Genomic DNA, 23,845 nt, shown 5'->3' with positions numbered 1-23,845 from the left:
GAAAAAATGGAAAGAAGAAGTTTCTTAAAGGGCGCACTAAGCCTTGGTGCATTGAGTGTGGCTTCTTCTAAACTTGTATTTGCAAATCCTCCTAGTCAGCCTGCATATGACAATGGAGTAGTAAGAGGTCATTCTCCAAAAAAAGAAATTCTATACAAAAAAACTAAATTTTGGGAAATTTATTACAAAAACGCTATATAAGGAGTAAACAATGGTTTCTGAAAAATTAGAAACAAAAATTGGGAGAAGGTCCTTTTTAAAATTAGCGGCTCTATCAGGTGTTGCAGGGGCTAGCATGTTAAATGCTTCTTATGCAATTAGAGAGGCTAATGAAGAAGAGTTAAAAAGTCCTTATCCGGGAAGTAAAAAAGTAAAAACGGTTTGTACTACTTGTTCTGTTGGATGTGGAATTATAGCAGAAGTTCATAATGGAGTATGGGTAAGACAAGAAGTTGCCCAAGATCATCCTATTAGTCATGGAAGTCATTGTTCTAAAGGAATTGATTCAATTGATTATATTAGAACCGAAAAGAGAGTAAAACATCCTCTTAAAAAAGTAAATGGAAAATGGAAAAGAATTAGTTGGGATGAAGCAATAAACGAAATTAGTGAAAAAATGTTAGAAATAAGAAAAAAAGATGGGCCTGATTCAGTAATGTTTTTAGGAAGTGCAAAAATGAGTACTGAACAGGCTTATTATTTTAGAAAATTTGCAGCTTTTTGGGGAACAAATAATATAGATCATCAAGCACGTATTTGACATAGTGCAACAGTCGCGGGGGTCGCGAACACATGGGGATATGGCGCTATGACAAATCATTTAGGAGATATTCAAAACTCTAAAGCAATAATAATTTTCGGAGCAAATCCAGCGGTAAATCATCCTGTAGGATTTAAACATATTTTAAAAGCAAAAGAGAGAAATAATGCTGTTTTAATTGTTATTGATCCAAGATATACAAAAACAGCAGCAAAAGCTGATATGTATGCAAGAATAAGACCAGGGACAGATATTCCATTTATGTATGGTATGCTTCATTTAATATTCAAATATGGATGGCATGATCCTAAATTTATTGAAAATAGAGTTTTTGGAATGGAACATGTTATGAAAGAAGCAGAAAAATGGACTCCTGAAAAAGTGGAAGATGTTACAGGTGTACCAGCAGAAACTCTATATAAAATTACAAGAGCTTATGCAACAACAAAACCTGGAACTTTGCTATGGGCAATGGGTCTAACACAACATACAATTGGTTCATCTAATACAAGAATGGCTCCTATTTTACAATTAGCTCTTGGTAATATGGGTAAATTTGGTGGAGGATGTAATATTTTAAGAGGGCATGACAATGTCCAAGGTGCGACTGATATGTGCTGTTTATCACACTCTCTTCCAGGATATTATGGATTAAGTGAAGGAAGTTGGAAATATTTTGCTAAAAACTGGGGAGTTGATTTTAAATGGCTTCAAAATAGATTTGCTTCTAAAAAATGGATGCATACAAAAGGATTTACACTTGCAAAATGGTGGCAAGGTGTATTACAAGAAGAAAAAATTCATTCATCTAGTCCTATTAAAGTACTTTGGGTTCAAGGTAATGGTATTACATCTATTGCTCAAACTGCAAAAGTTCAACAAGCACTCGATAAACTTGATTTATTAGTAATTGCGGAACCGTTTGCAAATGAAGCAGCAGTTATTACAAATAAAAAAGATAATGTTTATATTTTACCAACAGCAAGTCAATTTGAATGTGAAGGAAGCGTAACAGCTACAAACAGAACAGCCCAATGGAGAAGTAAAGTAGTAAATCCTCTATATGAAAGTAAAACAGATGAAGAGATTATGTTTGCTTTTGCAAAAAAATTCGGATTTTACGATGAATTAGTACGTGGTATGATGATGGGTGTAAAAGATGGAAAACCGATAAAAATAAAAAATAGTTACAAATGGCCAGAAGATGCCACAAGAGAAATAGCAAGAATAATCAAAACTATTGGACTTACAGGTTGGACACCAGAGAGACTTAAAAAACATCAAGAAAATTGGCATATGTTTGATGAAGTGACCTTAAAAGGTATAGGACCTATGAAAGGTGAATATTATGGATTACCTTGGCCATGTTGGACTGAAGCACATCCAGGTAGCCCTGTTTTATACAATGTAGATATTCCTGTTAGCGAAGGTGGTATGGGATTTAGAGCAAGATTTGGTGCAGAATACAAAGGAGAAAATCTTTTAGCAGGACCTTTCGCAACTGTTAAAGGCGCAAAAGTAAAAGGTGGATATCCAGAACTTACTAAAGATAATATTGAAAAAGTTCTTGGTATCAAACTTACACCTCATGAAAAAGCAATTATGGGTAAAAACTGGAAAGTGGATTTAAGTGGACTTATAGCTAAATATGCTCTAAAAGCTGGCGTAGCCCCTTATGGTAATGCAAAAGCTAGAGCATATGTATGGACATTCCCTGATAAAATTCCACTACATAGAGAGCCACTTCATACACCAAGACCTGATTTAGTTAAGATTTATCCAACATATCCAGACAAAAAAAATCATTATAGAGTAGATACAAAATATAGCTCAATCCAAAGAAAAGATTGGTCAAAAGAATATCCTGTAATTCTTACAACCGGAAGACTTGTTATGTATAGTGGTGCTGGAATTATAGAAAGAAGCAGTAAGTATTTAGTAGAACTACAGCCTGAAATGTTTGCTGATATTAACCCAGAACTTGCTTATAAACATGGTATTAAAGATGGTGATATGATTTGGATTCACTCACCTGAGGGAACTAAAATAAAAGTAAAAGCAAGATTTACATACTCTGTAGCACCAGATAGAATATTCTTACCATACCATTTTGCTGGAATTATGCAAGGTGTTGATATGAGTGAAAATTATCCAGAAAATACAAAACCATATGCAATAGGTGAATCAGCAAACACAGTAACCAACTATGGATATGATATCGTAACTCAAATTCCTGAAACTAAAGTTGGGCTTGTTCGTATTGAGAAAGCGTAAGGAGTAAAAAATGTATGAATATGCACGAATGAAATTTTACTGTGATGAAGACAGATGTATTGAATGTAATGGCTGTACTATTGCATGTGCTGAAGCCCACGAACTTCCTGTGGGGCTTCACAGAAGAAAAGTGATAACACTTAATGAAGGAATAGAAGGAAAAGAGTTTTCTGTATCTATTGCTTGTATGCATTGTACTGATGCTCCTTGTGCACAAGTATGTCCAGTAGATTGTTTTTATATTAGAGAGGATGGTATTGTGCTTCATGATAAAAACAAATGTATAGGTTGCGGATATTGTTTATACGCATGTCCTTTTGGAGCACCTCAATTTCCAAGGGATGGTGCTTTTGGAGTAAGAGGAGTTATGGATAAATGTACTATGTGTGCTGGTGGACCTGAACCAACTTTTTCAATTCAAGAGTTTGAACTTTATGGACAAAATAGAATTGCAGAAGGAAAAGTACCTATGTGTGCAGCAACTTGTGCTACTAACGCACTATTAGTTGGAGATGCTGAGAGTATAGCAGCTATTAAAAGAGCAAGAGACTCAGCAAAAGGAAAAGGACCTATGACACCATATGGTTGGGACCAAGCTTATAAATAAAAGGTAAAATTCATGAAAAAAATAATTTTGCTTATAGGCAGTTTATTATTTGCCGGGACTGTGCCTTTAGTAGAACCTAATAAAGCACCTTTACATGACGGCAGCAAATTAATATCACCTCAATTAATAGAAGCTATTCCTTCTTGGCATAAGTATGGAGAGCTTTTTGTATATTTACAAACTAATTGGATTAATTTATTGTTTTTAGTAGTTTTAATTGGAGTCCCGGCTGTCTTTTTTCTTCATTATTTTATCATAGGACCAAAAAAATTTTCTCATGAAGGGAGAAAATTCTTAGTTTTTCCTAGCTGGCAAAGAATAGTTCACTGGATAGTTGCAGCAGGATTTATTTTGCTTGTTCCAACCGGTTTTTTAATTATTTATGCAAAATTCTTCGGTGGAGGTACTCCTATAAGATTTGCAAGATATTTGCATGATATAGGAGCCGTACTTTTTGCAGTAGCAGTAATACCTATGTTTTTAATGTGGTTAAAAGATATGTTACCAAGAATTTGGGATATTAAATGGATGTTAATATTAGGTGGATATTTAAGCAAAGAAAAAAAAGAAATTCCTGCCTCCAAATTTAATGCCGGTCAAAAAATGTGGTATTGGTTAGCTACAATTGGTGGAATAGTAATGATAATTACTGGTGCAATGATTTATTTTCAAGATTTTGACATAGCCCTCCTTGAAAAAATAGATATTTCTCACATTGATTTATTAAGAATTGCTGTAATTGTTCACTTATTATTGGCGTTATTAATTGTGGCCTTTTTCTTTACTCATCTATATATGAGTATTTTTACCATTAAAGGTGCTATTGAAAGTATGATTACAGGTTGTAAAGGCGAAGAAGAATTAAAATATCTTCACTCTATTTTTTACAAAAAAATTATTAAAGAAAAAAAAGACGAAGAACTTACTAAAAAATGTCCGAAAGAGTAAAAGATTTATCTCTTTTACTCTTTTTATTTTTTAGAATTAAAAATATGCAAAAAATGCATAAAAAAAATATGTCAATATATCATATTTTTGACACTTTATATAAATAAATTTAAATACTATTAGCATAATAAAGAATAAAGGAGAAAAAATGAAAAAAATCATCCTAGCTTTTAGTATTACTGCTTTATTTGCTTTTGCAAAAGAGCAAGTTGTTATCTTTCATGCAGGTAGTTTAAGTGTTCCTTTTTCAGAGATAGAAAAAAAGTTTGAGGCAAAATATCCAGAGTATGATGTTGTAAGAGAAGCAGCAGGAAGTAGAGCATGTGCTAGAAAAATTACTGATTTACATAAAAAAGCAGATATTATGGCTAGCGCTGATTATAAGGTAATAGATAATCTTTTAAAACCAAACTATGCTAAATTCAATGCTCTTTTTGCAACAAACGAAATGGTTATAGCTTATACTCCAAAATCTAAATATGCAAACGAAATAAATTCAAACAACTGGACTGATATATTATTAAAACCAGGAGTAAAAGTAGGGCATTCAAATCCTAATCTCGATCCATGTGGATATAGAACTATGCTTGTAGCAAAACTTGCTGGAATTTATTATAACAAGCCTTTTTTTAATGAACTTTTTGGATATGGGGATTATTATACTCCAGGAGAAGAAAATACTAATAAAGTAGTAGTGAGACCAAAAGAAACAGACCTTTTAGGATTATTAGAAGTTGGAGCATTTGATTATTTATTTATTTACAAATCAGTTGCAATACAACATAACTTAAAATTCATTACTCTTCCACCTCAAATAAGTTTAAAAAGTAAAAAATATGCTTCGTTTTATAAACAAGCTACATTTAAAGTAACTGGTAAAAAACCTGGTACATTTATTGTAAAAAGAGGAGCTCCAATGGTTTATGGAATTACTATCGTGCAAAATGAAAATTTACCTCTTAATAAAAAAGGTGCAGTATTATTCTTTAAGTTTGTTTTATCTCCTATAGGACAACAGATTATGAAAAAGAATGGACAAGGTGTTATTAACCCTCCTATAATTACAGGTGATAAATCGATTTTGAAAGATTAATTATGCTTAAAATAAGAGATTTATTCTTAAAAAAAGGTAAATTTAAGCTCAATATCCTATCTTTGGATATTGAGAAAAACGAATATTTTGTGTTATTAGGTAGGACAGGAAGTGGTAAAACTCTTTTACTTGAAAGTATTGCTGGTTTTCAAGAAATAGAAGGTGAAATTTATTTCGAAGTAAAGCAAATCAGCAAATTACCTCCAAATAAACGAAACTTTGGTTTTTTATATCAAAATTTTGCTCTATTTCCACATTTAAATGTAGAAAAAAATATTCGTTTTTCAGAAAAATATCACCAAAAAGATGAAAAATTATTTGAAGATTTAATTAACTTCTTACAAATAAAGCACCTTCTCAAAAGAGAAATTAAGTATCTTAGTGGAGGAGAAGCTCAAAGAGTTGCCCTTGCAAGAGCTATTTATTCAAAACCAAAACTTTTACTTTTGGATGAGCCCCTAAGTGCAATAGACCCAACTATGAGAAATGAAATTATGAAAAATTTAAAAGAATTGCCAAAAAGATACGACCTATCAGTGATTCATGTTACACATAATTTTAGAGAAGCTTCGTATTTAGCAGATAGATTGGGAATTATCTTAAAAGGTACTCTTTTACAAGTTGGAGATGCAAAAGATGTTCTTAAAAATCCAAATTCTATTGAAGTAGCTCAATTTTTAGGATTTAAAAATTTATTTAATATTACACTTTTGGGATTTGAAAATCCAAACAAATATTTTTCAATAGACCCGAATCAAATTATTCTTTCAAAAGAAAGATCTCAAAAATATGATTACTGTTTTGAAGGAATAATAGAAGAGATTATGGGCATAACAGACCACTATAAAATTTTTGTAAAAGTAAATGATAAACAATTTTTTATAAAAAAGCCAAAAGCAGAATTAGAAAAATTGAACATTAATAAAAATGAAAAAATTTATATTTGTTTTAATAAAAAAGAAATTATTTTTATTTAAGGTTTTAATATGAAAAGAGTTTTTGTATGTTTAGGTGGAATATTGATTTTGTTTTTATCTATTCCTCTTTTAAAATTAATTTTAGGTGTTGGAATTGAGACTTATATTGAAACTCTGAATGATTCACAAGTAATAAGGTCAGTTTTTTTAACTATGAAAGTGTCTTTTTATGCGACTCTATTTGTGCTTTTGACAGGGTTACCTCTTGCTTATATTATAGCAAGATACGATTTTTTTGGAAAAAGTTTGCTTGAAAGTGTTATAGATATTCCAACAATGGTACCTCATACAGCAGCAGGTATTGCATTACTTATGACTTTTGGTAATGAAAAAATAGAAAATTTTCTAAGTAAAATTGGTCTTGGTTTTGTAGATTCTACTACAGGAATTATGGCAGCGATGATGTTTTTATCAGCTCCTTATCTGATAAACTCTGCAAAAGAAGGATTTAGAAAAGTTGATGTGAAACTTGAAAATGTTTCAAAATCATTAGGTGCTGGAAATTTTGAAACATTTTTAAAGATTGTAATTCCAAATGCAAAAAAGGATATTATAAATGGTATGCTTATGATGTGGGCAAGAGGACTTGGAGAGTTTGGAGCAGTAGTAATTATTGCATATCATCCAATGATTGCGCCTGTTTTAATCTATGAAAGATTTATAAATTTTGGTCTAAATTATTCGGCCCCTGTAGCAGCTGTTATGATAGTTATATCAATTATTATTTTTTCAATTGTTAGATGGTTAAATAATAGAATATAAAAATTTTATTTTTTGGATTTATAACATACCAAGGAGAAGTTAAGAATAAAACAGTAAAAAAAATAAAAAAACATAAGCAGTATTAAGAAAAGTGATTGATCAAAAACAAATTTTAATTTATTAGACGGACTATCGAAGATAATAGATTTTTCAAAATCACCAAATTTATAAATATTTTAGCTGAATAAGTGGTGCGGGAGAGAGGACTCGAACCTCCACGCCTTGCGGCACCAGATCCTAAGTCTGGCGCGTCTGCCAGTTCCGCCACTCCCGCATTTAGGAGAAAATTATGATAAAAGTGGTACGCCCTGCAGGACTCGAACCTGCGACCTACGGCTTAGAAGGCCGTTGCTCTATCCAGCTGAGCTAAGGGCGCTTATTAAGAGCAGTTGTTGGTGCGTCCGGTAGGACTCGAACCTACAACCTACGGATCCGAAGTCCGTTGCTCTATCCAGTTGAGCTACGGACGCTTAACTAGATAGAGCAATGGGGTGGACGACCGGACTTGAACCGGCGACCCCCAGGGCCACAACCTGGTGCTCTAACCAACTGAGCTACGCCCACCACAAGTGGGCAGCTTCTCGGCTACTCACTTATAGTGGGTCAATGGTCGGAGTGGAGGGACTCGAACCCCCGACCCCCTGGTCCCAAACCAGGTGCGCTAACCAAACTGCGCTACACTCCGCTGTCTTTGTGGATTGAAATTATAAGTAAAAAAAATTTTTTTGTCAAGATTTTATAAGCCTGTTCGAGAAAAAAAGTCAAAAAAAAGAGAAAAAAGCTTTTTTTGAAAAGAAAACAAGTTGTACAAAATACATAAATTAAGAATAAAAAAACAACTAATAACCATGCTAATACCAATTCTAATATAGTCATAGTTTTTAAATAGAAGTATATGCTTTAATTGGTTGTATTTGATTAACTAAATTTTATTATACTGAAGTGTCTAAACATCTTGGAATTGGTATTAAATTAATAAAGTTTTTAAATTTAAAAAAGATATGATTAAATTAAAATTGAGACAAGAAAAAAATTTATTTGTTAAGTGATATTAAATAATACTTTTTAACATAGAAATTATTTCTGAAAATTGATAGAGTTCATTTGGAGATTGTTTTAGGAAACTTTCCATTGCATTTTTTTTAGTTATAGCTTCATCTAGTTCTGGATCAGTTCCTTTTTGGTATGCACCAATTCTAATTAATACTTCATTTTCTTTAAGTAGGGCATAAAGGCGCTTAAATTTTTGAGCTTTTTGTAGATGTTCTGGTGTTACGATATTATTCATAACCCTGCTGGCTGATTTTAGTATGTTTATTGGCGGATAAATTCCATAATCAGTAAGTTCTCTATCAAGTAGAATATGGCCATCTAAAATTGAGCGTGCCTGGTCTGCAATAGGATCGGCTGATGTATCATCTCCTTCCACAAGTACTGTAAAAAATGCAGTTATTGCTCCTTTGTTTTTTTCTTTTCCGGCTCTCTCCATTAGTTGAGGTAAAAGCATAATAGCACTTGGTGGGTATCCTTTACTTGTAGGCGGTTCTCCCATAGCAAGGCCTATTTCTCTTTGAGCCATTGCAAAACGAGTTACGCTATCCATTAAAAATAAAACATCTTTTCCTTTATCTTTAAAATACTCAGCTACTGCCATAGCAGAAAATGCTCCGTATTTTCTCATAAGAGCCGAATCATCAGAAGTAGCCACTATTATAACAGTATTTGTCAAATCACCTTTTAGATTATGTTCGATAAATTCAGGGATTTCTCTACCTCTTTCACCAATTAATGCAATTACTTTTATATCGGCTTTGCTTCCTTTTACTATCATACTCATAAGGGTGCTTTTACCAACTCCACTACCTGCAAAGATTCCGAGTTTTTGTCCTTTTCCGCAAGTTAAAAGTCCGTCAATTGCTTTTACTCCCGTTGGGAACACTTCTTTTATCACTCCTCTATTTAAAGGGGATATAGATTTTTTTATAATAGGATATTTTGTTTCATATTCAATTTTTCCCTTGTCATCAATTGGTCTTAAAAACGCATCTACAATTCTTCCTAATAAATTTTCTCCAACTGGGACTTTCATTCCTTCTTCGTCAAGATATACTTTATCTCCAACCTTCATACCTTCTAAAAAATCAAAAGGAGTTACTATAAATTCGTTTTCCATAATGCTTGTAACCATACCAAGAGTTTCGTTATCAAAAGATTTTATTCGAACGATATCTCCTACGCTTGGATTAAGCCCAGTTGCAACTAAGTTTGTAGGGTTGATTTTTTTAACAAAACCATATGGTTTTGAGAGAGGCTTTTGTTTTATTTTATCTTTGATACTTTTAAGATGCATTGTAAATTTAACTCCTTTAAAAATAGACAATTAAAAATTCATGGTTGTTTCATGCTAAAACTTAAAAGTAAAAAATGACAGCTTCGAGCTAATTTTTTAACATACCTCTCAAATTTTGCTAAAAGTTGCTAACAGCTTCGCTGCCCTACTGGTTAAGAGCAATTTTTTAAACGCAAAATTTTCGTTAAAATTAGCTACTCTATCATTTTTTACTTTTTCGTTTTTTTGTTTTTTAAAATGAAATAGCCTTAATTAAAAATTATGTTTATTTTTAATTTTTCACTATCCATTGTATAATTTTCCATTGTTAAAAGTGGTTATCTACTGGAGCATTTATGATACTAAAGAATTCATCTCTTGTTTTTTCTTCTAAAAAAATACCTCTTAATGCACTACTAGAAGTATAAGAGTATTTTGACTTAACACCTCTCATTTCCATACACATATGTCTTGCATGTATAACAACACCCACACCTTTTGGTTTAACTACATCCATAATTGCATCTGCAATTTGTTCTGTTAATTGTTCTTGGATTTGAAGTCTTCTTGCAAATACTTCTACCATTCTTGGGATTTTAGATAGTCCTACTACTTTTTTATCTGGAATATAAGCTACATGAACTCTTCCAAAGAAAGGCAACATATGATGTTCACATAATGAGTAAAATTCAATATTTCTAACAACTACCATTTCGTTATTGGTACTCTCAAACAAAGCATCATTTAATACTTCTTTTGGATCTTTAAAATAACCACTACAAATTTCTTCAAATGCTTTAGCTACTCTTTTTGGTGTTTTAATAAGTCCTTCTCTATCTATATCCTCTCCTATTGCTTCAAGTATAAATTTTGTAGCAAGTTCGATTTTTTCTAAATTTACACTCATTTTAATCCTTTTGAGTTTTATAAACTTTTTTGGTATTATACCTTTTAAAAAAGGAATATTAATGGTTGAAGTACAAAAAATTGATTCTGCTAATAGTATAATTAAAGCTGAGATACAAAACAAGACTTTAGAAGAAAAAAAGAAAAAAATAGCAAAAGAAATTGCAAAAAAAGCAAAAATCCAGGGATTTAGACCAGGAAAAGTTCCTGTAAAAGTTGTTGAAAGAATGTATGGAGAAGATATTAAAAGAGATGCTATTAGTGAAGCAGTTAGAGAAGTATTAAATGAAGGAATTAAACAATTAGGTGAAGTTGAAGTAATAGGTGAGCCTCAGGTTACTAAATTTGATGAAAAAGAAGAGCAAATTGATGTTGAAATTAAAGTATTTACAAAACCTGAAATTAATGTAAATGACGAATATAAAGAATGTGTACCAGAAGCAAAACTTCCAGAAGTTAGTGAAGAGGAAATTGAAGCAGAACTTAAAAAAATCTCTGAATCTTTAGCTGAAGGTAAAGTTAGTAATAAAGAAACTCTTGAAAAAGGTGATATAGCAGTAATTGATTTTAAAGGTTATATAGACGGAAAACCTATGGAAAATGGAAGTGCTGAAGGTTATCCTCTTGAAATTGGAAGTGGACAATTTATCCCTGGATTTGAAGAACAATTAGAGGGAATGAAAGTAGGAGAGAATAGAAAAATTAAAGTAACTTTTCCTGAAAATTATGGAGCAAAAGAGATTGCAGGTAAAGAGGCTGAATTTGAAGTAACGCTTCAAGAAATCCAAGAAAAGATCCCAGCTGAAATTAATGATGAATTAGCTAAAAAATACTTAAATGATGAGAATGCAACACTTGAAACTCTTAAAAACTATATAAAAGATTCAATCTTACAAAGAAAAAAAGCTGAAACTTTTGCACCATTAAAAGATAAAATTCTTGAGTGTTTAGTAGAAAAATATGATATTGATTTACCTGAAAACATAGTAGACCAAGAAGTTGATGTAATTGTAGGAAATGAAGCGGCAAAACTATCTCCGGCTGAGGTTAAAGAACTTCAAGAAAACCCTGAAAAACTTGAAGAGTTCAGAAATAAATTTAAAGATGAAGCAAAGACAAGAGTAAAACTTACATTTATTATTGATGCTATTGCTAAAAAAGAGGAAGTGGAAGTTAGTGATCAAGAACTTACTCAAATTCTTTATTATGAAGCATTAATGCAAGGACAAAATCCACAAGAGATTATTAAATCTTATCAAGAACAAGGTTTATTACCAGTTCTTAAAATGAATTTAACACAAGAAAAGCTTCTAAATAAATTGTTAGAGGGAAAAATTAAAGGCGAATAATGAGTGTATTAATTCCAACCGTTATAGAAAAAGCAGGAAGAGGTGAGAGGGCATATGATATATACTCTCGCCTTCTTAAAGATAGAATAATAATGCTTCAAGGTGAAATAAACGACTATACAGCAAATTTGATAGTGGCTCAACTTTTATTTCTTGAAGCTGAGAATCCCGAAAAAGATATTTACTTATATATTAATTCACCAGGTGGAGTAGTAACTAGTGGATTTGCAATTTATGATACAATGAACTATATCAAGCCTGATGTAGTAACTATTTGTATGGGACAAGCTGCTAGTATGGGAGCTTTTCTTTTGAGTAGTGGTGCAAAAGGAAAGAGATTTGCACTTCCACATTCTAGAATTATGATTCATCAGCCGTTAGGTGGAGCTCAAGGACAGGCAACTGATATTGAAATTCATGCAAAAGAAATTCTTAGAATGAAAAAAGAATTAAATAAGATTTTAGCTGAAAACACAGGTCAAAGTTTAAGAAAAATTGAAAAAGATACTGAGAGAGACTTTTTTATGAGTGCTGAAGAAGCTATGAAATATGGACTTATTGATAAGGTTCTTAAAAAAAGAGAAAGCTAATGGAAGAAAAATATTCATCTGTGAAAGTAAAGGACTTAAATCAGCCAACTTCACCTCTTGAGAAGTTTGCTAGGAAAGTTTTTGATAAGCTTATTGAAGATGGGGTGCCACCTCTTCCATCTTATTATAAAGTCTATTTTTTTAATCTTTTAGAAGAAGAACCAGTTGAGTTTAAAAAACAGATTTATGAGATAATCTCAATTGAAGATTCTCATGAAGTTGATAAAGATTTTGAGCTTGAAAAGAAAATGAAACTTTCTTTTAAATATACAAAAGAATTGCTTCAACATACTGCTATAATTTATAAAAGCACAGCTCAACTTAGAGAAGCAATAGAAAATCAGATAAAGCAAATGTATCATATAACTTCTCCAAAAGCTATGGAAAAGCTAATGAGTCAGCTTGAGAATAAGATTGAGTTAATGTATAAAAAATTTGATAAAGAAAACAAAGCTATAAAAAATCTTTATGCAAAAAATGTAGAAATCATCAAAGAAATTGAAAGTAATTCATTATTTGATCCAAAGTATGGTGTTTATAACAAAGGTTATTTTTTAAAACTTGTTGAAAAAGAGATAAAACTTATAGATAAATTTTCTCATATTAGTTCGATTGTTGCTTTAAAATTAAAAGATAATATTTTAAGTTCTTTAAGTGAAAAAGGCAAAATCTTAGCAAATAGAAGTTTTGCAAAAATACTTCTTAAAACTTCAAGAAGGACTGATGAAATAGCACATCTTGGAGATGGTGTTTTTGTGATGCTTTTAAAGCATACTGATAGAATTGGAGCTGGAAGAACCATTGAAAGAATTGCTGAGATGATAGGAAACACAGCAATTTTTCTAGAAGGTGAGGAACTTGATCTTTCAATTATAGGGGGAATAGCTGAAATTAAAGAAATAAAACCAGCAGAAGAATATTTAAATGAATCATTAAATGCTATGAAAAGGGCTGAGAGAGAAGATAGTTTATATTTGGTATATGAAGGAGAATAATATATGGCAGTTCTTGAAGTTGTAACGTATCCTAATAAAATTTTAAAACAGATTTCAAAACCAGTTGAGAGATTTGATAGTGATCTTCATAAACTTCTTGATGATATGTATGAAACTATGCTTGCAAAAAATGGTGTAGGGCTTGCTGCTATTCAAGTAGCTGTTCCTATTCGTGCTTTAATAATTGATATTGGAAATGAAGAAGGAAAACAAAGTCCTGATACATTGATAGAAGTAATAAATCCTGAGTTTTTAGAATGGGAAGGTACAATAAAAGATACAGAAGGGTGTCTTAGTGTGCCTGAATATTTTGATGAAGTTGAAAGATATAAAAAAGTTAAAGTAAAGTTTTTTGATAGGTTTGGAAAAGAACATATTATAGATGCTGAGGGACTTTTAAGTGTAGCTTTTCAGCATGAAACAGATCATCTTGATGGTCACTTATTTATAGAGAGACTAGATTATATTAGGCGTAAAAAGTTTGAGAAAAAATGGAAAAAACTATTAAAACAAAAACGAAAAAAATAAACTCTGCTACCCTTGATGGCTTTAATGCGAAGTTAGTAGAAGTTGAAAGTAGTTTTACAAAAGCACTTCCTGGTTTTTCGATAGTAGGTCTTGGTAATCAATCTATCCAAGAGAGTAAAGAGAGAGTAAAGTCAGCTCTTTTGAATAACGATTTTGAGTTTCCTCCTTTAAAAATTACTATAAATTTATCTCCATCGGATCTTCCAAAATCTGGAAGTCATTTTGATTTGCCTATTGCTTTGTCTATTTTATATCAAAATAAAGATATTGATTTGAGTGAGTATTTAGTATTAGGAGAACTTGGTCTTGATGGAAGTTTGAAAGATACAAATACAATATTTCCTATTATTTTATCACTTAAACCAAAAAAAGTAATTATTCCTCTTGAAAGTGCTAAAAAAGTTTCAAAAATTCCTAATATTCAGATTTATGCTTTTTCTCATTTAAGTGAATTTGAAGAGTTTGAAGCTCAAGAAATTGAAAAAAATGAATTTAAATATTCTTTTATAAAGATAGAAGGAAAAAAGTATTATTATGAGGAAGACTTTAAACTTGATTTCAAAGATGTGATAGGACAAAGAGATGCAAAACTTGCAGCTTTGTATAGTGCTGCTGGTTTTCATAATATTTTACTTGAGGGGAGTCCAGGAGTTGGAAAGTCTATGATTATAAATAGACTAAGGTATATTTTGCCTCCTATGAGTATTGAAGAAATTTTAGAAGTTGAAAAATTGAACTCTCTTGAAGGAAAAGAGGTTAATTTTAAGCCAGTTAGACCCTATAGAGCACCACATTTTACAGCTACAAAGGCGGCAATTTTTGGAGGGGGAAGTAAAGTAGCAAAAATTGGTGAAATTGCTTTTGCAAATAAAGGAATACTATTTTTTGATGAACTTCCTCAGTTTCAAAAAGATGTGCTTGAAAATTTAAGAGGACCTCTTCAAGATAGGAAAATATTAATTAGTAGGGTAAATTCAAAAATAGAATATGACACGGATATTTTATTTGCAGCGGCAATGAATCCTTGTCCTTGTGGAAATCTTCTAAGTATTAACAAAGAATGCAGATGTACAGACCTTGAAATAAAAAGATATAAAAATAGAATTAGTGAGCCTCTTTATGATAGAATTGAGATATATCATCAAATGATAGAAGATGATGAAGAAGATATAATTTCTAGTAAAGATATGTTTGAGAAGGTACTGATAGCTTTTGAGATGCAAAAAGGTAAGTTTAATGCTCATTTGCCAGAAAACTATAAATTTAATATGGAAAATGAGGCTTATGAAATACTGCAAAAAGCTATTAAAAATTTTGGACTTAGTAAAAGAAGTGAATTTAATGTTCTTAAACTATCAAAAACTATTGCTAATGTAAATAAAAGAGATAAAATAAAAAAAGAAGATATAATTCGGGCTTTGAAATTTAGGAGGAGGAAATGAAACCGGTATATAAAGAGGTTTATTCACTTGATAAAAAGTGTTATGAAAAGTATAAACTGACTGAAGATATCTTAATGGAACATGCAGCCAACTCTTTGGCTCTTGAGATATATAAAAGATTTCCAAAATTTTCTACTATTAATATAGTAGCTGGTCCTGGGAATAATGGGGCTGATGGAATAACACTTGCGAGAATTTTGCAAGGGGATTATATAGTAAATTTATACCTTCCACTTGGAGCAAAATCTAAAATGTGTAAGCTCCAGCTTGAAAGATTTCTTGCAGTTGGTGGTAAGGTACAAGAAAAATGTGTTAGTGCTGATGTAATAGTAGACGCTATTTTTGGTAGTGGGTTAAAAAGAGACTTAAGTAGTGAGATTATAGGGTTTATTAATAAAATGAACAAAGCAAAAGCTTTTAAAATAGCTTGTGATATTCCAACTGGTATTGATGATAACGGTAACTTAAGGCCTGTGGCATTTATTGCTGATTTGACAGTTACGATGGGAGCTGAAAAATTAGCTCTTTATAGCGATTTTGCTAAAGATTATGTAGGAGAGATAGTTAGAGCAGATTTGGGAGTAAGTTTTAATAAGTATAAAGCTAATACAGACTATTATATATGGGAGAGAGATGATTTGGGTCTTCCTATAAGAGAAAAGCAAAATGCACATAAAAAAACTTATGGACATTTAGGAGTATTAGCAGGGGAGAAACCTGGGGCTGCAATACTAGCTTCAATGGCAGCAATGAACTTTGGTGCTGGACTTGTAAGTATAGTAAGTCATGATGATAAAATAAATATTCCATATGAAATTATGCATTCTCATCGTATAGAGGGATTTAATGCTGTGTCTTTTGGAATGGGAATAGGAAATCATTTTGACGATGAGTTAGAAGATATTTTAAAGCTTGATATTCCTATGGTTATAGATGCTGATATGTTTTATAAAGAGGAAATTCAAGAATTTTTAAAAAAAGATAACATAGTTTTAACTCCTCACCCAAAAGAGTTTGCGAGTCTTCTTAAAATTACAGGTTTTGGTGAGTACAGCACAGAAGATATTCAAAAAAATAGGTTTGATTTAGCTAAAAAATTTAGTGAAAAATACAAAAATGTTGTTTTACTTCTTAAAGGGGCTAATAAGATTATAGCTTTTAAAGGTAAAATCCATATAGACCCAAATGGAAGCGTAGCTTTAGCAAAAGGTGGAAGTGGCGATGTGTTAGCGGGTATGATAGGGGCACTTCTTGCCCAAGGGTATCATCCACTAAAATCTACAATTCATGCTAGTCTGGCTCATTCATTTGCTGGAAATTACGAACCAAACTATGCTTTAACACCAATAAAATTAATTCAAAGGCTTGAAAATATTACGTGAATTTTTTAAGATAATTACAGAAGAGCATAATTTTATAAACCTTTTTTGGTTTAATTTTCATAAAGTAGATGATGGTGTTTATAGAAGCGCTCAAATTACTCCTTGGCGACTAAAAAAAATTATAAAAAAATATAATATTAAAACAATAATAAATCTTAGAGGAAATAATAAAAATTATATTTATAAAAGAGAGAAAGAAATTTGTGAAGAATTAGGGGTTGAATATCAAACTATTTCAATTTCATCAAGAAACCCTTCAGACATAAGAAAAGAAGAAATTGAAAAACTTATATATTTGCTAAAAAACGCTAAAAAACCAATACTTTTTCATTGTAAAGCAGGAGCAGATAGAACAGGACTTGTTGCAGTCTTATGGCATATTATAAATGGTAAAGATAAAAATAAAGCTATAAAAAAAGAGCTTAGATTAAAGTATGGATATTTATCTTTTTCTAAAGCTGGTAGAATTAAAAAAATGTTTGAAATGTATGATGGTAGTGATTTTGTAGAATGGCTTGAAAAAAATAGAGACAAAATAAAAAACAGTTATAAATCAAATAAAATAGCTGATTTTATTTATGATAAGCTTTTAAAAAGAGAATAAATTTATTCCCCAAATGATTATAGCTTGAATTAAACTAAAAAATACTCCAGTGCTTGCTGTATCTTTTGCTTTTTTGGCAAGTTCGTGCCATTCATTTGTTATACCAATTCTAATATAGTCATAGTTTTTAAATAGAAATATATGCTTTAATTGGTTGTATTTAATTAACTAAATTTTATTATACTGAAGTGTCTAAACATCTTGGAATTGGTATAATTTTCCCACCAAATTGAAACAATAAAATCTGGTAAGAGTAAAAATATAGTAAAGAAAATAGCAAATATTAAGTTACTTTTTTTCATTTTAATAATTCAAATTTTTTAAATAAATTTTTAGGAGTTAAATCTTTTTTTACAATATTTATTCTTTGAAGGCAGTCTAAATCTTCTTTTGAAAAGACCATTTTTTTATATTCTTCTTCAAGTCTGCCTTCTAAATACATTCTTGCCCATTTTTTTACATGCGGACCTATTTTTGCATTTGGATTTGCTTTTAATACTTCTACATAAATTTTTGCTTTATTTTCAAACTGTTTATAACTTCTAAAAGGATAGTGATAAATATGGATATTTAGAGGTTCTTTTTTTTTCCAAAAAGCGATGTGCTCAGCACTGTGGTTTCCGGCATTTGTTTTTATATAACCATGAGGATTGACAATTGTTTTTCTTCCAATTTTTCCAAGCATAATATTTAAATTTTCATAGTCTTCTCTGCTTAAAATTTGATTAGCTACCCTATATTCACTATTTTTCCAATTATCCAAACCTTCATATAAAAGCATATTAGAACGTTTTACTTGTAAAACACCTCCTTTAAAATTTAATACATCTTTTAAGCTTTCTCCTTCAAGAGGTGCCCAAAACTCATCAGCATCATTATTAATTATCCAATCTGGGTTATATAACTTTTTTGCTTTTTTAGCAAGCATAGTCATCCACTTTTTTTGTTTATAAGATTTAGATGGGTTATATTCTAGTGAAATTTCAAATTCTTTTTTTAATTCATTTAAAATATCAGTTGTATTATCAGTTGAACCGTTATCTAAAATAACAAAATTGTCTACTCCTATTTGTGCATGAAATTTTATATTTTCTTCTATTATATCTTCTTCATTTTTTACCATCATAACCATAGAAATTTTTACATTTTTAGGGTTTACTTTATGAAAGAAATAATCAATCATTAATATCCTCCCATCTTAATCTATCTCCTTTTTCTAAATCACGACAAGCTTTCTTTCCAAGAATTTGAGGCAAAAACTTTGGATGAAGACCAAAACCTGGGCGAATGGCTTTAACATTTTCTTGAGTAAATTTTTCACCTTTTTTTATATCTTTTACAACATAAAGACTTCTAGCAAATTCTCTGCCTTTTTTAGGTTTAAAGTCAATAGATCCAATCATCTCTTCAGTAACTCTTACAGCATTTACCATTTCTCTGAACTCTTTTGGAGTTAAACTAAAAGCTTTATCTGGAGAGTCAATTGATTTATCTAAAATAAAATGTTTTTCAACTATCCTAGCACCTAGTGTAACCGCAGCAACAGGGGCTGAAATTCCAAGAGTATGGTCAGAAAACCCAACAGTCACATTAAAAATTTCTTTAAGCGCTGGAATTGTTTTAAGGTTAACTTCACTTCTAGGAGCAGGATAGGCTGATGTACATTTAAGTAAAGCTATTTCAACATCGTGTTTTTTTGCAGTATCAACTGCGTTTTGGATATCTTCAAATTCAGCTATTCCAGTAGAGACTATTATAGGTTTTCCTTTGCTGGCTACATAATCTATTAACTCATAATCAGTTATTTCAAATGAAGCTATTTTATATGCGGGTGGATTAAATTTTTCTAAAAAATCAACGGCTTCTTTACTAAATGGTGAACTAAAAATTTCTAAATCAAGACTTCTTGCATAATCAAACAATTCTTCATGCCACTCAAGTGGCATCATTGCCCATTTATATAATTCATATAAGTTTTTACCATCCCATAAAGTTCCGCTTTTTATTAAAAAATCATCTTTTTTGCAGTCAATTGTCATCCAATCAGGTGTATAAGTTTGTAGTTTAACTCCATCAGCTCCAGCCTCTTTTGCTGCATAAATTGTGTCTTTTGCTAGTTTTAAGCTTCCACTATGATTAGCACTAAGTTCAGCAATTATAAATACTTTTTTTTCTGTGTTAACTTTTCCAATTTTCATTTTTAAGCTCCATTTTTATTAAGTTGTCTTTTTTATCTACTTCTCTAAAGCCAAAATTTTTATATAAATTAATAGCAATCTTATTTTCTTCAAAAACATTTAAAGTAAGTGTTTTTAAATTTAGTTCATTAAACCCATAATCAATTAGTTTTTGCATTAATATTTTACCAACACCTTTTTTTTCTGGGTTTTTATGAAGACCAATTTCAGCTGTATTATTTGATATTTTATAATTTATAACCCCTATATTATCCATTTTAAAGTATAGTTTAGATTTATCTTTTTTTAGACTTTCAATAAACTCAAGATGATTTTTTAGAGGTATTTCTTCTTTATTGTACATCCATTTTCTAATTTCTGGATGATTTCTCCATTCTAAAACTTCTTTTTTTTCATTTAATGTTAAATTTACGAAGTTTTTCATTAATTTTCCTTATTTCATTTATGCTTAAAACAGGGATATTTTTTCTTTTTAAATACTCTTTAACATATTTTTGATTATCAGCTACTTGTATAGCTAAAAAAGGTAGGTTCATATATAAAACTTCCCAAGTTATAGTACTTGGAGTGATTATAGCCCATTTACTTTTTGCCATTCCAATTGCTACGTCTTCATCAATATGTAATTTACACCATTTATTAACTCTGCAAAATATTTTTAATTTATCTAAATTTTTATTTGCACTTGTTGTATAAAAATTTACTTTTGGTTTTATTTTTTTTAATTCTTTTAGTACTTTAAGTCCTATACCTTTTGCATCAGTCCCACCAAAAGAGACAAAAATACCTTCTTTTTTTAATTTTCTTCTTTTAGCTTTAATAAAGTTTTGTCTTATTAAAGGTTTAATAATTTTTATTTTACAAAAATTAGGTATTTTCCCTTTGTATTTTGATTTTTGAGCATATAAATTTGAATTAATTACTTCATCACAAAAGTGATTAAAATATAGATCGTCAAATATGCTAAGTTTGATACTCGGAAAAAGTTTTTTAAACTCTTTTTCATTTTCTAAAGTAAAATTATAATTATCTACAATTACTGAGTTAGGTTTTAATTCTTTAACTTTTTCAAAAAACTCATTTTCATCTTTAATTTTTATTATTGGTAATTTTGTGAGCTTTTCATCACATTCTTTACATAAAATAATAAACTTGGAACTTGGAACTTGAAACTTGGAACTTATAAATGCTTCTACTCTTTTTAAATGACCAAGTCCTATACGATTACTAAAATCAACTCTTAAAATAATCATTCAATGCCTTATGCATAAGTTCAGCTCTTATAAAATCTTCCATTGTATCGATATCTTGAACGAGGTATCTTGGAATAATGATAGGTATATTACCATCAAATTTAAATTTTTCTTTACAACTTAGCTTTTTCCAATAAAACTGTCCTGCATCATGAAAAGCTTCTTTTAAATCTTGACTTCTTTTATTCATAAATTCAGGAAAAATCATCTTAGCTTTGCCATTAGTTATTTCAAAACCTCTGAAAATAGGAAAGTCATAGGTTGTGGCTGCGAATGAATAGCAAGCATTGCTTTTTTTAAGCTCTTCTAAACCTTTTTTTAGATATTCAATTTGCAAAAAAGGAGCTGTTGGATAAATCATACAAGCATATAGGTATTTTTTATTTTTGTTAAGTTTAACAATTGCATGCTCGAATACTTCTATACTTCCAGTATAATCATCTGCTAACTCTCTTGGACGCCAAAGAATTTCAGCTCCATATTTTTTGCCAATTTCAGCTATTTCTTCGCTATCAGTGGATATTACTATTTTTTCAAACAACTCACTTTTTTTTGCAGTTTCAATAGAATATGAAATAAGTGGTTTTCCACAAAAAAGTTTTATATTTTTTTTGGGAATTCTTTTACTTCCACCTCTTGCCGGTATTATACATAGGTTCACTTTAACACCTCAAAGAGTTTTTCAATTACATAATTTTGTTCGTCAATACTCAAAGCAGGATATAAAGGAATAGAAAAAGCTTCTTTATAATATTTATACATTTCAGGCAAATGTTCGCTTCCGTATCCTAGTTTTTGATAATATGGCTGTTTATTTATTGGAATATAGTGTAATTGAAGCCCAATTCCTAAATTTCTCATTTTATAAAAAAGTTCAGCTTTTGTTAACTTTAGTTTACTAAAATCAGCTCTTACAACATATAAATGATATGCACTATTTTCATTGAACTTATAAAGAGGTTTAATTAAAGTATTTTCAAAAGCTTTATCATATTTTTTTGCTAATGCTTGTCTTTTTTTTATGAAAGTATCAAGCTTTTTTAATTGAGATAATCCTAATGCACACTGAATATCTGTAATTCTATAGTTAAACCCAAGCTCTTGCATTTCATAATACCATGGATTAATATTTCCTTTTTCATCTATTGCTAATTCTTTATTTTGGAACTTGGAACTTTCATGGTTACTTGGTCTTACTATTCCATGGTTTCTAATAATAAGTGCTTTTTTATAAATTTCTTCATCATTAGTTAAAATTGCTCCACCTTCTCCTGTAGTTATGTTTTTTACCGGATGAAAAGAAAATGTTGTTATATCACTATATTGACAATTTCCTATTTGGAACTTTGAACTTGGAACTTGGCTACTATATTTTGCTCCAATAGCATGGGCTGCATCTTCTAATATTTTTATATTGAAATTTTCTTTTATGTATTTTAATTTTTCCATATCAACTGGATTTCCGCTAAAATGTACGACATATAATGCTTTTATTTTTCCTCTAAATTTTTCAAGTATTTCTATACATTTGTCAAGGTCAATATTTCCGTTCTTTTTTATATCTACGAAAATAGGCTTTGCACCTGCATAAAGAATTGAATTTGAAGTAGCTAAAAAAGAATTCGGCGTAGTTAAGACTAAATCACCTTTTTCAAGTAAAATAAGACTTGCTATATGTAATGCAGCAGTGCCATTACTTACAGCTACGGCATATTTTGCACCTGTATATTTGCATAGTTCTTCTTCAAATTCCTTTACATTTGGTCCCGTTGTTAAAAAATCGTTTTCAAGAACTTCTAATACAGCTTTTTTATCTGTTTCGTCAATGTACTGTTTGCCATATGGAATCATAAGAACTCTTTTGCAAGTTTTAAAAATTCTTCTTTTGTAAGCCACCAATTATTTGTACCTGAATTATATTCAAATCCATATTCAACCGGTTTACCTTTTTCACCTAACATATTTTCTCTAAAGTCTGTTTTGTGGGTAAATTGTATAGTAGGAGTGATTACGTAATGATCTTCAAATTCAAGAGTTAAGTGTGAATCATCTCTTGTAATCATTACCTCATGTAGCTTTTCACCAGGTCTTATTCCTATAATTTTATGTGGCAAATTAGGTGCCATTGCTTTAGCTACGTCCACTATTTTCATTGAAGGAATTTTCGGAATGAATATCTCTCCTCCCTGCATTCTCTCAAAATTTTTAAGTACAAATCTAACGCCTTGTTCAAGTGTAATTAAAAATCTTGTCATATCTGGATGAGTTATTGGAAGATATTTGGCACCTTCACGAATTAGTTTTGCAAAAAACGGAACTACGCTTCCACGCGAACCTATTACATTTCCATATCTTACAACAGAAAATCTTGTTTTTCTTTTTCCTACCATATTATTCGCTGCTACAAAAAGTTTATCACTTGCTAATTTTGTTGCGCCGTATAAGTTTACAGGACCTGCTGCTTTATCAGTTGAGAGGGCTATTACTTTTTCTACTTCATTCTCAAGTGCAGCATTAATAACATTTTCTGCACCCATTACATTAGTTTTAATACACTCCATAGGATTATATTCTGCTGCTGGTACTTGTTTCAAAGCAGCCGCATGAATTACAATATCAACATCTTCCATTGCTTTTTTTAATCTATTACCATCTCTTACATCACCTATAAAATATCTCATGCATGGATCGTTGAATTTTTGAGACATTTCAAACTGTTTTAACTCATCTCTACTATATATAATAATTTTATTAGGTTTATAATTTTGAAGCAAAATTTCTGTGTATTTTTTTCCAAAACTACCTGTTCCACCTGTTATTAATATATTTTTACCATTAAACATTAATA

At 30.4% G+C, this 23,845-nt stretch carries 24 protein-coding genes and 5 tRNA genes; 14 read left to right on the top strand and 15 right to left on the bottom strand.

Annotated elements, in window-relative coordinates:
* The first annotated feature begins 6 nt into the window (after nt 1-6).
* The 7 genes from ACYQ1U_RS06650 (at nt 7) to ACYQ1U_RS06620 (ending at nt 7,421) form a co-directional block, all read left to right on the top strand.
* Complete coding sequence (locus ACYQ1U_RS06650; RefSeq protein WP_459885718.1) at nt 7-201, top strand: twin-arginine translocation signal domain-containing protein; 195 nt, start codon at nt 7-9, stop codon at nt 199-201.
* Nucleotides 202-211: 10 nt separating this feature from the next.
* Entirely contained in the window at nt 212-3,034 is a 2,823-nt protein-coding gene (locus ACYQ1U_RS06645; RefSeq protein ID WP_459885715.1) for a formate dehydrogenase subunit alpha, read from the top strand.
* A 10-nt stretch (nt 3,035-3,044) separates the two neighbouring features.
* Nucleotides 3,045-3,641 (top strand): formate dehydrogenase FDH3 subunit beta, encoded by a 597-nt coding sequence (gene fdh3B / locus ACYQ1U_RS06640; RefSeq protein WP_459885711.1) that lies wholly within the window; start codon nt 3,045-3,047, stop codon nt 3,639-3,641.
* A 12-nt stretch (nt 3,642-3,653) separates the two neighbouring features.
* Nucleotides 3,654-4,589 carry a formate dehydrogenase subunit gamma gene (locus ACYQ1U_RS06635; protein ID WP_459885708.1) on the top strand — a complete coding sequence of 312 codons (936 nt, stop codon included), beginning with the start codon at nt 3,654-3,656 and terminating at the stop codon, nt 4,587-4,589.
* A 148-nt stretch (nt 4,590-4,737) separates the two neighbouring features.
* Nucleotides 4,738-5,682 carry a tungstate ABC transporter substrate-binding protein WtpA gene (gene wtpA, locus ACYQ1U_RS06630; RefSeq protein ID WP_459885705.1) on the top strand — a complete coding sequence of 315 codons (945 nt, stop codon included), beginning with the start codon at nt 4,738-4,740 and terminating at the stop codon, nt 5,680-5,682.
* 2 nt (nt 5,683-5,684) lie between these two features.
* On the top strand, nt 5,685-6,659 hold the full coding sequence (locus ACYQ1U_RS06625) for an ATP-binding cassette domain-containing protein (RefSeq protein WP_459885702.1): 975 nt from the start codon (nt 5,685-5,687) through the stop codon (nt 6,657-6,659).
* A 9-nt stretch (nt 6,660-6,668) separates the two neighbouring features.
* Nucleotides 6,669-7,421: an ABC transporter permease gene (locus tag ACYQ1U_RS06620; RefSeq protein ID WP_459885700.1), complete on the top strand. Its 753-nt coding sequence runs from the start codon at nt 6,669-6,671 to the stop codon at nt 7,419-7,421.
* A gap of 189 nt (nt 7,422-7,610) precedes the next feature.
* Here the strand turns inward: ACYQ1U_RS06620 and ACYQ1U_RS06615 are convergent.
* The 7 genes from ACYQ1U_RS06615 to folE form a co-directional block, all read right to left on the bottom strand.
* Nucleotides 7,611-7,695: transfer RNA gene (locus ACYQ1U_RS06615), tRNA-Leu, on the bottom strand.
* Nucleotides 7,696-7,720: 25 nt separating this feature from the next.
* Nucleotides 7,721-7,797, bottom strand: a tRNA-Arg gene (locus ACYQ1U_RS06610).
* Between the two features lie 17 nt (nt 7,798-7,814).
* Nucleotides 7,815-7,891, bottom strand: a tRNA-Arg gene (locus ACYQ1U_RS06605).
* A gap of 17 nt (nt 7,892-7,908) precedes the next feature.
* Nucleotides 7,909-7,985, bottom strand: a tRNA-His gene (locus ACYQ1U_RS06600).
* Between the two features lie 43 nt (nt 7,986-8,028).
* Nucleotides 8,029-8,106, bottom strand: a tRNA-Pro gene (locus ACYQ1U_RS06595).
* Between the two features lie 366 nt (nt 8,107-8,472).
* On the bottom strand, nt 8,473-9,771 hold the full coding sequence (gene fliI / locus ACYQ1U_RS06590; protein WP_459885698.1) for a flagellar protein export ATPase FliI: 1,299 nt from the start codon (nt 9,769-9,771) through the stop codon (nt 8,473-8,475).
* A 307-nt stretch (nt 9,772-10,078) separates the two neighbouring features.
* Nucleotides 10,079-10,657 (bottom strand): GTP cyclohydrolase I FolE, encoded by a 579-nt coding sequence (folE, locus tag ACYQ1U_RS06585; protein WP_459885695.1) that lies wholly within the window; start codon nt 10,655-10,657, stop codon nt 10,079-10,081.
* Nucleotides 10,658-10,718: 61 nt separating this feature from the next.
* Between folE and tig the strand changes: the two genes are divergently transcribed.
* From tig to ACYQ1U_RS06550, 7 genes are read left to right on the top strand one after another with little or no spacing between them, the layout of a single operon-like run.
* Complete coding sequence (gene tig, locus ACYQ1U_RS06580) at nt 10,719-12,005, top strand: trigger factor (protein WP_459885692.1); 1,287 nt, start codon at nt 10,719-10,721, stop codon at nt 12,003-12,005.
* The gene (gene clpP, locus ACYQ1U_RS06575) at nt 12,005-12,595 is read left to right on the top strand and encodes an ATP-dependent Clp endopeptidase proteolytic subunit ClpP (protein WP_459885690.1); all 591 of its coding nucleotides are present in this window, start codon (nt 12,005-12,007) and stop codon (nt 12,593-12,595) included. The genes tig and clpP overlap by 1 nt, the downstream gene beginning before the upstream one ends.
* On the top strand, nt 12,595-13,590 hold the full coding sequence (locus tag ACYQ1U_RS06570; RefSeq protein WP_459885687.1) for a GGDEF domain-containing protein: 996 nt from the start codon (nt 12,595-12,597) through the stop codon (nt 13,588-13,590). The genes clpP and ACYQ1U_RS06570 overlap by 1 nt, the downstream gene beginning before the upstream one ends.
* Nucleotides 13,591-13,593: 3 nt before the next feature.
* On the top strand, nt 13,594-14,118 hold the full coding sequence (def, locus tag ACYQ1U_RS06565) for a peptide deformylase (protein ID WP_459885685.1): 525 nt from the start codon (nt 13,594-13,596) through the stop codon (nt 14,116-14,118).
* On the top strand, nt 14,082-15,560 hold the full coding sequence (locus tag ACYQ1U_RS06560) for a YifB family Mg chelatase-like AAA ATPase (protein ID WP_459885682.1): 1,479 nt from the start codon (nt 14,082-14,084) through the stop codon (nt 15,558-15,560). The genes def and ACYQ1U_RS06560 overlap by 37 nt, the downstream gene beginning before the upstream one ends.
* Nucleotides 15,557-16,942 (top strand): NAD(P)H-hydrate dehydratase, encoded by a 1,386-nt coding sequence (locus tag ACYQ1U_RS06555; protein ID WP_459885679.1) that lies wholly within the window; start codon nt 15,557-15,559, stop codon nt 16,940-16,942. Before ACYQ1U_RS06560 ends, ACYQ1U_RS06555 begins: the two co-directional genes overlap by 4 nt.
* Nucleotides 16,926-17,546 (top strand): tyrosine-protein phosphatase, encoded by a 621-nt coding sequence (locus ACYQ1U_RS06550; RefSeq protein ID WP_459885676.1) that lies wholly within the window; start codon nt 16,926-16,928, stop codon nt 17,544-17,546. Before ACYQ1U_RS06555 ends, ACYQ1U_RS06550 begins: the two co-directional genes overlap by 17 nt.
* Here ACYQ1U_RS06550 and ACYQ1U_RS06545 read toward each other — a convergent pair.
* The 8 genes from ACYQ1U_RS06545 to pseB all read right to left on the bottom strand — a co-directional run bounded on the left by ACYQ1U_RS06545 (nt 17,532) and on the right by pseB (nt 23,840).
* Nucleotides 17,532-17,648, bottom strand: a complete 117-nt coding sequence (locus tag ACYQ1U_RS06545) for a diacylglycerol kinase (RefSeq protein ID WP_459886413.1) — start codon at nt 17,646-17,648, stop codon at nt 17,532-17,534. The two genes, ACYQ1U_RS06550 and ACYQ1U_RS06545, sit on opposite strands and share 15 nt — an antisense overlap.
* 196 nt (nt 17,649-17,844) lie before the next feature.
* A complete protein-coding gene (locus ACYQ1U_RS06540; protein WP_459885673.1) occupies nt 17,845-18,729 on the bottom strand; it encodes a glycosyltransferase family 2 protein in 885 nt (294 codons plus the stop codon).
* On the bottom strand, nt 18,722-19,744 hold the full coding sequence (pseI, locus tag ACYQ1U_RS06535) for a pseudaminic acid synthase (RefSeq protein ID WP_459885670.1): 1,023 nt from the start codon (nt 19,742-19,744) through the stop codon (nt 18,722-18,724). Before pseI ends, ACYQ1U_RS06540 begins: the two co-directional genes overlap by 8 nt.
* Nucleotides 19,725-20,168: a UDP-4-amino-4,6-dideoxy-N-acetyl-beta-L-altrosamine N-acetyltransferase gene (pseH, locus tag ACYQ1U_RS06530; protein ID WP_459885667.1), complete on the bottom strand. Its 444-nt coding sequence runs from the start codon at nt 20,166-20,168 to the stop codon at nt 19,725-19,727. The genes pseI and pseH overlap by 20 nt, the downstream gene beginning before the upstream one ends.
* Nucleotides 20,137-20,997 carry a UDP-2,4-diacetamido-2,4,6-trideoxy-beta-L-altropyranose hydrolase gene (locus ACYQ1U_RS06525; protein WP_459885665.1) on the bottom strand — a complete coding sequence of 287 codons (861 nt, stop codon included), beginning with the start codon at nt 20,995-20,997 and terminating at the stop codon, nt 20,137-20,139. Before ACYQ1U_RS06525 ends, pseH begins: the two co-directional genes overlap by 32 nt.
* Nucleotides 20,978-21,658 (bottom strand): pseudaminic acid cytidylyltransferase, encoded by a 681-nt coding sequence (pseF, locus tag ACYQ1U_RS06520; RefSeq protein ID WP_459885662.1) that lies wholly within the window; start codon nt 21,656-21,658, stop codon nt 20,978-20,980. Before pseF ends, ACYQ1U_RS06525 begins: the two co-directional genes overlap by 20 nt.
* Nucleotides 21,655-22,848 carry a UDP-4-amino-4,6-dideoxy-N-acetyl-beta-L-altrosamine transaminase gene (pseC, locus tag ACYQ1U_RS06515; RefSeq protein ID WP_459885658.1) on the bottom strand — a complete coding sequence of 398 codons (1,194 nt, stop codon included), beginning with the start codon at nt 22,846-22,848 and terminating at the stop codon, nt 21,655-21,657. Before pseC ends, pseF begins: the two co-directional genes overlap by 4 nt.
* Nucleotides 22,845-23,840 (bottom strand): UDP-N-acetylglucosamine 4,6-dehydratase (inverting), encoded by a 996-nt coding sequence (gene pseB / locus ACYQ1U_RS06510; protein ID WP_459885656.1) that lies wholly within the window; start codon nt 23,838-23,840, stop codon nt 22,845-22,847. The genes pseC and pseB overlap by 4 nt, the downstream gene beginning before the upstream one ends.
* Nucleotides 23,841-23,845: the final 5 nt, after the last annotated feature.

This window comes from Caminibacter profundus (assembly GCF_054657155.1).
Note: the sequence above shows the minus strand (reverse complement) of the source record. Positions and strands in the feature narration are given on the sequence as shown.

Coding starts and splice junctions, on each gene's coding strand:
- fdh3B (WP_459885711.1), top strand. CDS start 3,045: ATGTATGAATATGCACGAATGAAATTTTACTGTGATGAAGACAGATGT.
- ACYQ1U_RS06555 (WP_459885679.1), top strand. CDS start 15,557: ATGAAACCGGTATATAAAGAGGTTTATTCACTTGATAAAAAGTGTTAT.
- fliI (WP_459885698.1), bottom strand. CDS start 9,771: ATGCATCTTAAAAGTATCAAAGATAAAATAAAACAAAAGCCTCTCTCA.
- tig (WP_459885692.1), top strand. CDS start 10,719: ATGGTTGAAGTACAAAAAATTGATTCTGCTAATAGTATAATTAAAGCT.
- ACYQ1U_RS06650 (WP_459885718.1), top strand. CDS start 7: ATGGAAAGAAGAAGTTTCTTAAAGGGCGCACTAAGCCTTGGTGCATTG.
- ACYQ1U_RS06625 (WP_459885702.1), top strand. CDS start 5,685: ATGCTTAAAATAAGAGATTTATTCTTAAAAAAAGGTAAATTTAAGCTC.
- wtpA (WP_459885705.1), top strand. CDS start 4,738: ATGAAAAAAATCATCCTAGCTTTTAGTATTACTGCTTTATTTGCTTTT.
- folE (WP_459885695.1), bottom strand. CDS start 10,657: ATGAGTGTAAATTTAGAAAAAATCGAACTTGCTACAAAATTTATACTT.
- ACYQ1U_RS06620 (WP_459885700.1), top strand. CDS start 6,669: ATGAAAAGAGTTTTTGTATGTTTAGGTGGAATATTGATTTTGTTTTTA.
- clpP (WP_459885690.1), top strand. CDS start 12,005: ATGAGTGTATTAATTCCAACCGTTATAGAAAAAGCAGGAAGAGGTGAG.
- ACYQ1U_RS06540 (WP_459885673.1), bottom strand. CDS start 18,729: ATGATTGATTATTTCTTTCATAAAGTAAACCCTAAAAATGTAAAAATT.
- pseC (WP_459885658.1), bottom strand. CDS start 22,848: ATGATTCCATATGGCAAACAGTACATTGACGAAACAGATAAAAAAGCT.
- pseB (WP_459885656.1), bottom strand. CDS start 23,840: ATGTTTAATGGTAAAAATATATTAATAACAGGTGGAACAGGTAGTTTT.
- pseI (WP_459885670.1), bottom strand. CDS start 19,744: ATGAAAATTGGAAAAGTTAACACAGAAAAAAAAGTATTTATAATTGCT.
- def (WP_459885685.1), top strand. CDS start 13,594: ATGGCAGTTCTTGAAGTTGTAACGTATCCTAATAAAATTTTAAAACAG.
- ACYQ1U_RS06635 (WP_459885708.1), top strand. CDS start 3,654: ATGAAAAAAATAATTTTGCTTATAGGCAGTTTATTATTTGCCGGGACT.
- ACYQ1U_RS06525 (WP_459885665.1), bottom strand. CDS start 20,997: ATGATTATTTTAAGAGTTGATTTTAGTAATCGTATAGGACTTGGTCAT.
- ACYQ1U_RS06560 (WP_459885682.1), top strand. CDS start 14,082: ATGGAAAAAACTATTAAAACAAAAACGAAAAAAATAAACTCTGCTACC.
- ACYQ1U_RS06570 (WP_459885687.1), top strand. CDS start 12,595: ATGGAAGAAAAATATTCATCTGTGAAAGTAAAGGACTTAAATCAGCCA.
- pseH (WP_459885667.1), bottom strand. CDS start 20,168: ATGAAAAACTTCGTAAATTTAACATTAAATGAAAAAAAAGAAGTTTTA.